The sequence below is a fragment of the Microcoleus vaginatus FACHB-2002 genome (assembly GCF_040004035.1).
GTDB lineage: Bacteria > Cyanobacteriota > Cyanobacteriia > Cyanobacteriales > Microcoleaceae > Microcoleus > Microcoleus vaginatus_C.
This window is the reverse complement of sequence record NZ_JAMPLN010000001.1, coordinates 215085-228581: the sequence shown is the minus strand read 5'-3', so window position 1 is coordinate 228581 and position 13497 is coordinate 215085. Positions and strand designations below refer to the sequence as shown.

General features: G+C 44.3%; 13 protein-coding genes. 7 read left to right on the top strand and 6 right to left on the bottom strand.

All coding sequences use genetic code 11. The annotated features are described in order from the left end of the window. Window positions 1–72: 72 nt before the first annotated feature. On the bottom strand, window positions 73–438 hold the full coding sequence (locus NDI35_RS00900) for a hypothetical protein (RefSeq protein WP_445311086.1): 366 nt from the start codon (window positions 436–438) through the stop codon (window positions 73–75). A 325-nt stretch (window positions 439–763) separates the two neighbouring features. Here NDI35_RS00900 and NDI35_RS00895 point away from each other — a divergent pair, with 325 nt between their 5' ends. From NDI35_RS00895 to NDI35_RS00885, 3 genes are all read left to right on the top strand, one after another. Beyond that, window positions 764–1495 (top strand): response regulator, encoded by a 732-nt coding sequence (locus NDI35_RS00895; protein ID WP_445311085.1) that lies wholly within the window; start codon window positions 764–766, stop codon window positions 1493–1495. A 6-nt stretch (window positions 1496–1501) separates the two neighbouring features. Continuing rightward, entirely contained in the window at window positions 1502–2101 is a 600-nt protein-coding gene (locus NDI35_RS00890; protein WP_445311084.1) for an adenylate/guanylate cyclase domain-containing protein, read from the top strand. A 186-nt stretch (window positions 2102–2287) separates the two neighbouring features. Beyond that, the gene (locus tag NDI35_RS00885; RefSeq protein WP_445311083.1) at window positions 2288–3223 is read left to right on the top strand and encodes a fused MFS/spermidine synthase; all 936 of its coding nucleotides are present in this window, start codon (window positions 2288–2290) and stop codon (window positions 3221–3223) included. Between the two features lie 306 nt (window positions 3224–3529). Here the strand turns inward: NDI35_RS00885 and ccmS are convergent, their stop codons facing one another. The 3 genes from ccmS to NDI35_RS00870 form a co-directional block, all read right to left on the bottom strand. Beyond that, complete coding sequence (gene ccmS, locus NDI35_RS00880; RefSeq protein WP_333171677.1) at window positions 3530–3961, bottom strand: beta-carboxysome assembly chaperone CcmS; 432 nt, start codon at window positions 3959–3961, stop codon at window positions 3530–3532. A 162-nt stretch (window positions 3962–4123) separates the two neighbouring features. After that, window positions 4124–5920 carry an ABC transporter ATP-binding protein gene (locus NDI35_RS00875; protein ID WP_445311082.1) on the bottom strand — a complete coding sequence of 599 codons (1797 nt, stop codon included), beginning with the start codon at window positions 5918–5920 and terminating at the stop codon, window positions 4124–4126. A 102-nt stretch (window positions 5921–6022) separates the two neighbouring features. Next, complete coding sequence (locus tag NDI35_RS00870) at window positions 6023–7537, bottom strand: RtcB family protein (RefSeq protein ID WP_445311081.1); 1515 nt, start codon at window positions 7535–7537, stop codon at window positions 6023–6025. Window positions 7538–8104: 567 nt separating this feature from the next. Here NDI35_RS00870 and NDI35_RS00865 point away from each other — a divergent pair. After that, a complete protein-coding gene (locus NDI35_RS00865) occupies window positions 8105–9640 on the top strand; it encodes a flavin-containing monooxygenase (protein ID WP_445311080.1) in 1536 nt (511 codons plus the stop codon). Between the two features lie 111 nt (window positions 9641–9751). Continuing rightward, window positions 9752–9937, top strand: a complete 186-nt coding sequence (locus NDI35_RS00860; RefSeq protein ID WP_445311079.1) for a hypothetical protein — start codon at window positions 9752–9754, stop codon at window positions 9935–9937. A 148-nt stretch (window positions 9938–10085) separates the two neighbouring features. On the opposite strand, the gene NDI35_RS00855 is transcribed toward NDI35_RS00860, so the two are convergent. Continuing rightward, window positions 10086–11282 (bottom strand): CapA family protein, encoded by a 1197-nt coding sequence (locus tag NDI35_RS00855; RefSeq protein ID WP_445311078.1) that lies wholly within the window; start codon window positions 11280–11282, stop codon window positions 10086–10088. A gap of 63 nt (window positions 11283–11345) precedes the next feature. On the opposite strand from NDI35_RS00855, the gene NDI35_RS00850 reads away from it, so the two are divergent. Continuing rightward, window positions 11346–12323, top strand: coding sequence for a hypothetical protein (locus NDI35_RS00850; protein ID WP_445311077.1), 978 nt, complete (start codon window positions 11346–11348; stop codon window positions 12321–12323). A gap of 79 nt (window positions 12324–12402) precedes the next feature. Then, on the top strand, window positions 12403–12963 hold the full coding sequence (locus tag NDI35_RS00845) for a Uma2 family endonuclease (protein WP_445311076.1): 561 nt from the start codon (window positions 12403–12405) through the stop codon (window positions 12961–12963). 116 nt (window positions 12964–13079) lie between these two features. Here the strand turns inward: NDI35_RS00845 and NDI35_RS00840 are convergent, their stop codons facing one another. Beyond that, the gene (locus NDI35_RS00840) at window positions 13080–13475 is read right to left on the bottom strand and encodes an SH3 domain-containing protein (protein WP_445311075.1); all 396 of its coding nucleotides are present in this window, start codon (window positions 13473–13475) and stop codon (window positions 13080–13082) included. Window positions 13476–13497: the final 22 nt, after the last annotated feature.

The following is a 13497-nucleotide window of genomic DNA, read 5'->3' as shown; positions in this document are numbered from 1 at the left end:
AAGGCACTCAAAAGCGCGCAGCGATCGGAAACCTGGTTTTTAAGCCTGACTTCCTATGCTGTCGGATCGCCCTCAAGAAGCTAGATCCAGAGGTGGCAAACCGCGCAACTGTCGCAGCGAGTTGATACACATCTGACAGTCGCAGCCAAACAGCGCCGCCGCCGCATCACTTTCTTCTTCCGAAAAATCCAGCATGGCCACCTGCTGATCATCGGGCCGCTGCCAACTGATTCTTACTTTAGAATTAGCAGCAGCAGCTTTGGCTGGGAGGCGCACGCAAGTCAGGCGCTGAGTGTGGGGCGATCGCACACACTTGGGCGAATCAGCCGATTGGCCTAGTGTTTCGGTAATTGGAGCGGGATTTGCGATCGCGCTCAAAGACATCAAAGATCCAAACAGCGTCGGACTTACAAGTAAAGTGAGGAGCAATCGATTCATTTGTCGTCCTTAAGAACTTCAACGTATACAGTAGCCGATTATCTGTTGCAATTCAACAAGGTTTTCGTCCGATATCAGTACGATTTGCCGTTATTAAGGCTTAAAAGCCGAATATTTACCGCCTAAACCTTCAACAATTATCAGGGTATTAGCAAGCCGCATTTTTTGATAAGTATCACCTTAGCTCGCCAGTTTAAGATTTGTTGCAATTTGAGTAAGTTTAGCTCGCCAGTGATAACAAATTCATCCAAGGCGGGTAAACTGATGTCAGCAAGGGTGACTCGAAGCAGCGAACAAGTTTACCTCAAAAACCAGGTGGGGAGTGATGAGAACAGTTTTAGTGGTGGAAGATTCCCGCAGCCAGCGGGAGTGCATTTCACATCAGTTGAGATGCAGCGGATTGAATGTAATTCAGGCATCTGACGGTGTGGAAGCGCTGGATAAAATTGAGAAAAATTGCCCTGATTTAGTATTATTAGATGTTATAATGCCCCGTCTGGACGGCTACGGGGTTTGTCGTTTAATTAAAGCTAATCCCGAAACTCGGAACATACCGGTGGTATTTTTAACAGGCAAGGGACAGCAGTTAGCTTTATTTTCCAGGTTCCAGGGCGATCGCGCCGAGGCTTATGTTAGCAAACCTTGGCAGCCGAGGGAACTTTTGGCAACGATTAAAAAAGTTTTGCTCAATGCCAATATTAAGTTCGATCGAGCTTCAGCCGACGCTTGGACAGAATACGGAATTTTAAACTTAAGTACAGTCGAACTGTATCAAAGCCATGCCGATGCTTGGACAAAATACAGCTCCCAAATTATTAAATTGTACGATTCCAGCTTAGCAGCTTTCGAGCAAGCATTGGCAATTGAACCGAGTCACTCGAATGCAAACAAGTATCGCAACCGAGTCCAGACAATCCGGGCTATCTTGATGAAAAAATTAGAGCAAACTAAACCTTGCAAAGTGTGCGATTATTATTACGGCAAGGACGGCATCAATTGTGCGGTGCATCCTGCTGGCCGCCCTCAAGAACAGTGTCGCGATTGGGAATTTAATTAAACTAAAATGAAAACAAATAACCGCGCTAACTTGGAAAAGTTGCTGCAAGAAAGAAACGAACATCCCGAAAGAATGGCGGAAATTGATGAAAAAATTAATGCCACTTTCCGCAAAAATTACGCAATTTTAGTAATGGATATGTCGGGATTTTCGCGCACGACAGTCCGCCACGGAATTATTCATTTTTTGGCAATGATTCACCGGATGCACGGAATTGTCAAACCGATAATTTCAGAATACGGCGGCACTCTAGTTAAGGAGGAAGCAGACAATATTTTTGCAGTTTTTGCTGATGTAAAATCAGCGGTGGAAGCTGCGATCGACTCTGTGAAACAAACAGCGGCTGTCAACACGACACTGCCGCCGGAGATGGATATTTACCTCTGCATTGGTATTGGCTGTGGCGATGTTTTGATGCTGGAAGGAGAGGATATGTACGGAGGGGAATTTAATCTGGCATCTAAGTTGGGAGAGGATTTGGCGGAACGCGGAGAGATTTTGCTTACCTCAGCAGCTTTTGAAAAGTTAGAAGGTGACAAGCAAGATTGGGAAAAAGTGGAACTTTCGGTTTCAGGTTTGGAATTGGTGGCGTACAAGCGGCTGTAATCGGGTGAATTTCTGTTGTCTTCTCGTTCTTTGCCCTGCTGGAAAATGAGAACATGACTTGCCTCAGCCTTGACTAGAAACCCGGTTTCTTCGCAGATATCGGGCGACTCAGCGATTTTGGTAGAAACCGCGTTGATGAGGCTATATTCTTAGAGAATATCGAATTTAAATAAAATTTAAAATCAGATGATTGAGGAACACAAAACTTGGCAATCTATTAATTTATCCGCTATTCGACAGCGGCTGGCTTGGCTGCAGCAACAGCCAGACAAAGTTATTTTTTGCAAAGAGTCTGGTGTTCACTATGTTGCAGTCACAAAAGAGCGATCGCACATTAAGCTATCTTTAGTAGAAAAAGTAAATCAGCACACAGATTTACTGCAATCTGTTTTCGATTTCAACAATCCTTTACATCTAGTGTCTGAATATACTCAGGCAATGATGTTGGGTTTAGTGTGGCAAAGCCAACCTCAAAGAATCTATATGGCTGGATTTGGCGGCGGCAGAATTCCCTTAGTTTTGCACCACTATTTGCCGGACACTGTTATAGAATGTGCGGAGATCGATCCGATCGCGATCGAAGCAGCTAAAAAGTGTTTTGGAGTGCAATTTGACGCTCGGCTAACTGTAAAAATGCAAGACGGCAGAGAGTATTTAGAGCAGCAAAAATCAGATACTCAGTACGATATAATCATGATCGACGTAGCTTTTGGCAACGGCTACTTTCCGCACCGCCTATCCACCAAAGAATTTTATCAAATCTGCGAAAAACACTTGTCAAGCGAGGGAGTTGTGCTAGCAAATCTGCTGCACAGAGATCAGTTTTATGCCGAAAAAATTACGACTCTTCAAAGTGTGTTTTCTCAGGTGTGCGTGTGTGTTTGCCAGGAAAGTAATAGCATTTTGATTGGTAGCAACAGCCAGATTTTGGAGAAAGATGAGATTGTTGCTAAGGCAAAATATTTGCAAGATAGCTATCAATTTTCCTTTCCATTAACAGACAGGGCGCTTGAGGTAAAAGTAGGTAGAGAATTGGCGGAGGCTGTACCTACTTTAGACAAAGCTCAAATTTTGCATGACGATTCGCCGCCCGCTGGTTATTTTGATTGCTGGTTATTCTGATATCTATAATAAGTCCGGGTTTACTCTTTGTGGAACAGGCATCTTGCCTATTGCTGATACGCAGTTGATCTCACCGAGGCATTGAAAGAGACTGTGGGATGAAATTGCCCTCAGAGTGCGATCAGATATAGCCATCGACAATAGGGCAAGTGAGGATACGGCATTGCCGTTTGCCTACCCCAAAATAGTCAATTTTCCTCGATAAAAGATGTCACAATCGCCCGATTAATTGTAGGAAAACCGCACGGCGTCGTCTCCTGATTGTAGGTAATATCAATTCCGATGCCACCGGATTTGATATAACTCCTATTTCATATATTCACCCATCTGCTGTTCCAGCTTAGCCAACAATGTATCAACATCTGTTGCGGCTTCCTCAAAACACACAGGAGGTTCAGGCTTAGGTTCAAAAAAAATTAACTTAATTTGACCTTCCCCGATCGCCAAAATCGCCACTTCTGTCTCAGGCTTGTGAGCGTTCAACACACCTACAACTTCCTGAATATGACTTCTCACTTGACGGTTCAACTCCTCAACCGCTTCTTTCTTACAATACACAAAACGCGCAGTTTCTGCAACATCAATTGCCAAAATCTCCTCGCTTTCCTCTCCCCTTTCCAGAAATAGTCCCCAAGCCAAAGCAGCCAATTCATTTTGATTAGCTTTCACGAATTTATCTAATTTGCGGCTCCAGCTATTTTCGTTGGGTTTGGACTCAGGGCTATCAAATAGAAACATTTTCTCTTCTTGTTTGTATAAACTAATATTTTACAGTCAGCAGTCAGTAGTCAGTTGGCAGTTGGCAGTTGGCAGTTGACTGTTGTCATTAGTTACCCATGCCCAATGCCCCATACCCAATTACAAATTAGCAATTCCCAATTACTCAAAACCGCTGCGTTTCTATCTTATACCAGATTGCACGCGCCAGAGCGCCGCATAAATTCCGTCCTGTTCGATCAGTTGTTCGTGCTGCCCCGATTCTACCACCAGCCCCTCTTCCATGACACAAATGCAATCGGCATTGCGGACAGTAGAAAGACGGTGGGCGATCGCAATTGTAGTGCGATTTTTGGTAATTCGTTCGAGCGATCGCTGAATTGCCGCCTCCGTCTCGTTATCCACCGCTGAAGTAGCCTCATCCAGAATCAAAATCGGCGGATTCTTCAAAACAGCCCTCGCAATTGCAATTCGCTGCCGCTGACCCCCCGACAATTTTTGACCGCGTTCCCCTACAATAGTGTTGTAACCGTCCGGCAATTGGGCGATAAACTCGTGAGCCTCCGCAATTTTCGCAGCATTTACTATCTCTCGATTAGTTGCCTCAAAACTGCCGTAAGCAATATTTTCTGCCACCGTACCGTGAAACAAAAACACATCTTGACTCACCAATCCGATCGCTCTCCGCAAGTCTTTTAAATTCAGGTTATTTAATTCTATTCCGTCGAGATAAATATTGCCGTGCTGTACCTCGTACAGCCTCAATATGAGTTTCACCAGCGTACTTTTTCCCGAACCAGTAGCCCCAACAATCGCAGTAGTTTTTCCAGCAGGTAGAGTCAGAGAAAAATACTGCAAAATCGGCTTTCTTTGATTGTAAGAAAAAGTAACATTTTTAAATTCCAACTCACCCTTAATCGAACTAACCGGCCGCCGAATATCACCCGTGCGAATTGCGATCGGAGTATCCAACAAATTCATCACCCGATTAGTAGAAGCCATGGCGCGCTGGTATTGATCCAGAGTATTTCCCAGGCGAGTCAGCGGCCACAGCAATCGCTGCGTTAAAAACACCAAAACGCTGTAAGTTCCCACAGACAACCGGCCCGCCACCACCTCCAAACCGCCCAGAAATAGCGTTGCAATAAACCCCAAGAAAATCACAACCCGAATTAGCGGAATAAAAGCTGCCGAAAGGACGATCGCCCGTCGGTTGCTTTCGCGGTAAGCTTGGCTTTGTGTTTCGATCCGCCGAATTTCATAATCTTCGGAAGTAAAGCTTTTAATAGTAGTAATTCCCGTCAAATTATTCGACAGTTGCCCGTTCAGAAAACTCACCTTTTCCCGCACATCAGCATAAAAAGGAGCGAGGCGATTTTGAAAGGCAATCGAACCCCAAATAATAAAAGGTATCGGCAGCATTGACAGCCCAGCAACACCAGGAGATGCAGCAAAAAAAGCCGCGCCAATCACAACAACCGTTGTAATTACCTGAATCACCTCATTAGCACCGTCGTCCAAAAAACGTTCCAGTTGATTGATATCATCATTGAGAATAGAAATCAAACCGCCCGTGCTGCGTTCTTCAAAATAAGCTAATTCTAATTCCTGCAAATGGCTGTAAGCTTCCAGACGCAAATCGTGTTCAATATCCTGGGCCAAATTGCGCCACAAATAATCATAAGCATATTCAAAAATAGATTCCAACGTCCAAACAATCGCGCTCAAAAGAGTGATAATTGCCAGTTGCCAAAAGACATCTTTTATGCCCCACTGAGCGAGGATAGAATCTTGCTGTTTCACCACCACATCAACGGCAATACCGATTAATGCTGGCGGCGCTAAATCAAAGAATTTATTCAGCAGCGAACAGATACTTGCCAGCCAAGCTTTCATGCGGTAGCGGCGCCCGTACTTCAGCAGCCGCTTTAGGGGATGGACAGGTTTTGATGGATTTGGTGATGCTTGAGAATCATTCATAGGGCATGGGGCATCGGAAATAGGGCCGAGAATTAAAAATTAGTAGGGCGATCCGCGCGCACCTTACCCTTGTTTAATTTTTAATTCTCAAATGCCCCGTTCCTAGGCTTTAAACGTTAACACTGGCTTCATTTTAGCGACTGCACCAACTATTTGCGCCTCAACCTGAACGTCAATTACTGGTTGAATAGGCTTGTAAGCTGCCGGTGCTTCTTCGATTCTGCGTTCTTCGCGCAAGGTAATGCAATCTACGCCGGTTAATTCCAAAGCGGAGTCAGTTTTGTCAACACCTTTGCGACTCATATCGAAGCGCGATCGCGCCCTTCCTGCACCGTGAGAGGCCGATCGCAAAAATCGATCGTTTCCCTTCCCAACCAGCAAAAAAGACGGTGCGCCCATCGAACCCGGTACAATTACAGGCTGACCGGAATGTGCGGGACAAGCGCCTTTGCGCGTTACCCAGCCGTCACCTTCAGCTAAGGTAATATTGTGAGGCAAATCGTAAACTAAAGGAGCTTCTATATCCCCGAAAACTTCCCGCAAACGCAGTCGCAGAAGTTCTGCTAGCAGCAAGCGGTTGATAAAACCGTAATTGGCGGCCGTTGCTTCCGCTTGCAGGTAGCTGCTGACAAGTTCGGGATTTGCTGCCAGAGACAGCGGGAAGAGCCTGGAATCAGGATGTTTGAGAGTTTTCGGCCAGGCTTCGCAAGCTCGATCGCGCCACATACCGCCGATGTATTTGCCGACACTTCGCGAACCGGAGTGAATCATAAAAGCGATTTGTCCCGATCGAACTCCCCAAGTATAAGCCGTAGCTCGATCGATAACTTCCTCAACCACTTGAATTTCCACAAAGTGATTGCCGCCACCGATGGTAGCTAACCCGCCATCCCTGACTAAGCCGTCGTTTGGGACTAATTCTTCGGGAGCCCATCTGACATCGCCATTCATGGAACCGCCGAGGAAAGTGCGGTCGCACTCTGTGGCCAACTGCTCGAAATCCGAATTAGCCACGCTGCCGGTTGCCTTGTGCAGCATAGCATCCAGCCATCCGGGAATCCCGTGTTGGAACATCGCGCGAGCAGTTTTTGCAGTCATGCTGACATCGCGAGTACCGAAGAAATAATCGCCTTTGAGCAATTCTACAAATCGATCGCGCTGACTGAGGAATTGTTCGATCGACAAATCCGCAACGTGTAACCGCATCCCGCAGTTGATATCGGAACCGGTAGCCGCCGGAATCACCATTCCTGCTGTTTCTACGATCGAGCCGATCGCGACTCCCGCATCCCCCGGATGGAAGTCTGGAGTAGCGCAAGCGCGGCAAACGCAGCCACCTTGAGGGTGTCGAACATTCGCCAAATTTGCTAACTGTTTCAGGGCCTTTGCTTCCACCGGAAAATCCTCTGGGAGCAAAACTTCTGCTGTTGTGGCACTGGCATCTTGCCAGTGTTCATTCAAAGAACTATTGAGTTCTCTTGTGGCACTGGCATCTTGCCAGTGTTCATTCAAAGAACTATTGAGACAAATCGAGTAGACTTTATTGTCGTAACTAACATCAAGACCTTGCCGAGACAAAGCTCGCAAAAGCCTGTTCAAGTTTTTTGGCTGCTGCATAAATAGTCTGTTGCGGGTTGCTATGCAACCCCCAAGAGTTGAAGAGATTTTTTAGGGAACAAAAGACTTGGGTTCAGCAGCCACAATCTTTTTCAAGATAAGTTGAAAGGCAACTTGTCTCATGACTAAGTTTATGACATATCATTTTTGATATGTCAACCCTTTCATTTAATTTTTAATAAATATATAGCGCTCCTAAATCATTTGTGAATTTCTTACTCCCTCTCATTACTAAGAGGAGGGCTGGGGTGGGGTAAAAAATTTACGACTCCTGCAAGGATTGCTATAGTTATTAGTTACATCCTTGGGGCGATCGGAATGTGCCACATCGCCTCCACTGAGGCTGTAGGAGTCAGACTGCAAGAATTGCTCTCCCCCTTAGTCTATAACCACCTAGGCTACTATCAGCAGTTAGGTTTAAGATCGCTAATTTGACGGGGTGACAACGCCTCTATCTTTTTGAGAGCAAGCAATTTAAACTCTTCTCATTGCCAAGCGTTCCGGTTGCTGGTCACTGCCTCAGTAAAATTATTCTAATACCCATACCAAATAAGGAGACTCAAATATATGCAATACAAAAACGGTATGCCAATTGCCATTATTGGCGCGGGAATATCAGGCATTACGACAGCCAATATTCTCCAGAAAAATGGTTTCCAAGCAGTTGTTTTCGAGAAATCCGAAAAGATTGGCGGAGTATGGGCACTTGCATACCCAAACGTACACCTGCAAAATATCAGGGAACAGTATCATTTATCTGATTTTCCCTGGCCATTCACCCCTGATTTACATCCCACCGGAGAACAAATCCTGAATTATTTGGAGCAAGCGGTCAACCATTTAAATCTTGATGTGCGGTTAAATCATGAAGTTATCGAACTCAAAGAAACAGAAGATGGCTGGCTATTAAAATATAAAAACCAGGATGGCGTTCACGAAGAATTATTTGGATATGTCGTTATCTCAGTTGGGCAATATACAGAAGGAAAGTATCAACCTGAATTTCCAGGCATCGAAAATTTCGGCGGGAAAATCATCACTGAACGGGATGTCCACACGCTTGATATATTCGACAATCAACGAGTTGTAATCGTTGGCTTCGGAAAAAGCGCTTTGGACATGGCGACTTTCGCAGCCAAACAAGGCGCACAAGTAAATCATGTATTTCGTACACCGCGCTGGCTTGTGCCCGAACGGATTTTGGGCATACATTTTACCTACCCATTATTCAGCCGTTTTGGAACAGTGATGATGACAAGTTGGGCACATCCAACCGCCATTGAACGTTTCCTGCACAATCGCCTTGGCTTCATTGTTTCAGCTTTTTGGGATTTGATTGCATCCATCTTTCACTTTCAAGTTCAGCGAAATGTTTCTGGAAAAGATCAAGAGGCCCAGCGCCGCATCAAAGCTGTACAACCAGATCACAAACTATTGCCTGATTTACGTTCAGCCACAGCGGTTGCCCCTGAAAATTACTATCCGTTTATTGCAGAAGGAAAAATCTCCCCCCACCGTGCAGAATTATCGGGTTTTTCAAAAGAAGCAGTAAAGTTGAAAAATGGTTGCGAGATTCCATGCGATTTAGTCGTTCTATCTTTGGGTTCGCAAACGCCTATTTTTCCATTTTTGCCTGATAAATATCGAAAAATGTTGGAAACCGAACCCGATGGCGTGCAATTATATCGCCACTTGCTTCATCCTCGCATTCCTGGCATTGCCTTTGCCGGGTTCAATCATGGATATATGCACGTGCCAGCAGTGGAGATTGCCGCACAATGGCTGTGTGCTTACTTGCGTGGTGAACTTGAGTTACCTTCCAGCGAAAATATGGAAAAAAGTATTGAATATATCCGCGAGTGGAAACGCGCAAATATTCAATTTGAACCTTCGCGCTCCTGTGCGATTAACACTCGCTTCCAACAATATATTGATATCATGCTTAAAGATCTGGGTATTTCTCCTTATCGAAAATTGCCTAACATTTTCGCTGAGATATTCGGCAGATATCAACCATCAGATTATCTTGGCGTACCGGAAGAATATAATCACAAAAAGAAAAGTCGCTCTACTCCACTACACCCTCTTCCGTTGGATACATGATTGCTTCCAAAGCTTACCAGGGGTCAATTGATATCAATTCCGGTTGCACCGGAATTATTTTTGACTGTTGACTGTTGACTGTTGACTGTTAATTGTCAGTCGAAAAAGTGAATGATAGTTGAGGATTGGCTGTTGATTCGATTTTACAATTCCGATGGTAGCGGAGTTGATATGACGCGCTATTGTGCTGCCCGTTTCGCACTGATTGGAAAGGATATCCAAGCTTGGGTAAATTTATTTGCTGAAGATTCGGCATCATTCGATCGCCCAAATCTAAGTTTTCTACCAAAAATTTGAGTAAATTCTGAGCATAATTGCTGATTTACAAATGCTTCACTAGCTTAAGTTGTTACCTTAGCAATGGGCACTGCCTGGTAATACAAATCGCTCGGCTAGGCCTCCAATTCCAATAACTAATGCCCAATTCCCAATTTGCAATGCCAAATTATTTGGATTTTTTCGGACTATTCAAAGAGTTAAGATGATTGTTCATATCTTGCAAATATTTTGATAAACTTGGATACTGTGAAGTTGTTAGTAGTGCATCTTTTTTCTGGGTAACAGTTGTTTCTAAGGGCAAAACGCGATAGTTCGTTTTATTGTTCTGAGTATAGCGGTGTACCCAAGTAGGATGTGTTTTTACATCTGTAATTTCTGTGGTTTTTTCGGGAAACTTTTTGCGAATATTTACTTGCAAAATTACGCCTAAGTCTGTATATTTTTTATTCTGACCGGAAATGAAGTTTCCCATTGAATAAATTGCTACAGCTTTGCGGGTTTTACCATTTTTTCCGGGAAAGTTAAAAATTTTGTAAGGTTGGACGACGTGGGGATGGCTGCCAAGAATGATGTCTGCACCAGCTTTTAATAGGTTTTCCACTAATTGTTTTTGTTGGGTGTTTGGCTGTCGCTGATATTCATCGCCAAAATGCAGGGAAATTGCGATAATATCTGCTCCTTGTTTGCGGGCTTTGGCTATGTCTTTGACTATCTTTTTTTCGTCGATTAGGGAAACTAAGTAATCTTTGCCTTTGGGTATGGGAATGCCGTTTGTGCCGTAGGTGTAGGCTAGCTTGGCTAATGAAATGTTGTTTTTGGTGCTGATAAAAGTGCGATCGGCTGCGGCGGCTGATGTGGCTGTTCCTATGGCAGCAATTTTGCGATCGCTCAGATTGGCGATCGTCCTAATTACTCCTTTTTCTCCACGGTCTAAAGCATGATTGTTCGCAGTTGTCAAGATATTAAATCCTGCTTTTTTAGCAGCATCTGCTAATTGAGCCGGTGCGTTAAATAGCGGATATCCCGTATATCCGCCCGCATCTTCGCCCGCTAAAGGTGTTTCGAGATTTCCGATCACCCAATCGCCTGTTGATAGGATACTTTTAACTGGTGCGAAGAAATTGTCAAAGTTGTAAGTTTTCTTTTTGGCGTCGTAGCCCGATCGCGTTTGGGTACTGTGCATCATAATGTCGCCGACAGCAATTAGTGTTGCTTCTTTGATCTCAGACTGTGGTTTGGGGGGAACAGGGGCTGCAATTGGCGATCGACTTTCTGTAGGCTGTGTGTTGGTTTGTGGCATTTCGATATTGCAGCCTGCGATCGAAAGCATGGCTATTAGCGAGAGCAACCGACGAAAATCCATGATTTTTAAGAGTGATTTGTCGGCTTATATGGTATCATAACTAATTTAGTTACGGCTAAATAGATGAAAAAAAACTATCTAATTATTGCCTTTATTGTTTTTGTATCAATTACGGGTTTTGGCGTTTTAACTTACGCTCAAACTTCCAGCGAGAGACCTTTTGAATTTGCCTTAATTGGCGATTTGCCCTACAGTGCCGAACAGGAAGCACAATTTCCGAGTTTGATTGCAGATATCAATCGATCGCCCGCAGCGTTTGTAGTCCACGACGGCGACATTAAAAACGGTTCTAGTGTGTGCGATGATGCAACTTTTGTCAGCCGCAAGCAGTTATTTGACAATTTTGAAATCCCGTTTATTCTAGCTTATGGCGATAATGAATGGACGGATTGCCACCGTTCCAAAAACGGCAGTTACGATCCAGTAGAAAGACTCGCTAAACTGCGGGAAATATTTAGCAACGGTAATCAAAGTTTGGGAAAGCGCACCTTAACTCTCACCCGTCAAAGCGAAAACCCCCAGTTTGCTAAATTCCGCGAAAATGTTCGCTGGATTTATCATGGCGTTGTGTTTTTCGCGATTAATATGCCGGGAAGCAACAACAATTTTGGCCGCACTCCCGAAGCAGATGCAGAATATGCCGATCGCAATTCAGCTAACTTAGCCTGGATCAAAGAATGTTTTGCTTTAGCGAAACGCAGCAACAGCAAAGGAATTGTGTTAGTTGCACAGGCTAATCCGGGATTTGAACTCGATCCGACGGACAAAAGAAGAAGCGGCTACAACGATTTTATCGCAACTCTGGAAACAGAAACAGGCAATTTCCCAGGGCAGGTTGTATTCGTCCACGGCGATACTCACTATTTCCGTATCGATAAACCTTTACCCTATTTTACCGATGAGACTCAACTACCGAGAATGAAAAATTTTACTAGAGTTGAAACTTTTGGTTCTCCAAACGTGCATTGGTTGCGGGCTTTTTATGACCCGGACAATCCTAATTTGTTTGAGTTTAAGCAGCAGATTGTTGCGGAAAATTAGGCGAGATAGCACAATTTTCATGCAAGATAAATATTTTTTTCGCTTACACTGAAGATAGGTAGAATTGAGGAATTTATTTATGGCAATCGCAACTGGGCGCCTCACCCTGGAAGAATTTCTGAAACGGCCAGAAACCAAACCTGCCAGCGAATATATTGAGGGGGAGATTATCCAAAAACCGCTGCCGAAAATAAAGCACAGCCTATTGCAGTCCAAAGCCTGCAACGAAATTAATCAGGTGACGGAAACTCCAAAGATAGCTTATGCTTTTCCAGAGTTGCGGTGTACCTTTGGCGGTCGATCGATTGTTCCAGATATTGCGGTAGTATTGTGGGAACAAATTGAATTTGATGAGAGCGGTGAACCGTTGGATGATGTGCTAATTGCACCGTATTGGGCGATCGAAATTCTCTCGCCACAACAAAGCTCAAATCGCGTAACTAAAAAAATCATTCACTGTCTTCAACATAATTGTCAATTGGGGTGGCTAATCGATCCAGACGATCGATCGATTTTAGCGTTTTTGCCCAACCAACAACCGCAATTCTGCGAAGGTAGCGATGTCCTTCCTGTGCCCGAAATGATTCCCCTGAATATCACCGCTGAACAGGTGTTTAGCTGGTTGAGAATGCAAGAATGAATCAGGGCGATCGTCTTTTTTGTACCAATTTTAAAAATCTCCCGCTTGGGTTTGTAGTGAGGACTTTAATCTTCATCTAAACTCAGGAATGAAGTCCTTACTACAAACCAAATCCCCTATTGCCGCCACCTGTCAAATTGGTCTTCGGAACAGCCATTAATAAATTGATTGTTCACCCAACCGTCAAGGATTGTCAAAGTTTCATTAGGAGGATTACCAGAAAATCTGGCCGCAATTTTCACCCAGTTACCTTGTCTGCTGACAGCCCTAACTCCGTCTCCTCTTTTCAATTTAGCTACAACCGCGTACTTATTGCCTGGGCCTTTGCGAATGTTAACAGCGCCACCTTCACCTGTAATAAACGAGCATTGAGTTTGCTTTTTTAAAGCTTCTGCTTTTGCGGGAGCAAGGGTTTGCTGCTTGCCGAAAACAGGAAAGCTGTAAAGTGAGAAGCTAAAACTTGCAACGACGGCTGCAATAAAAAAGGCTTTTGATTGAGTAAAAATTAGCATTATTTCATTTCCTTGAATTGAC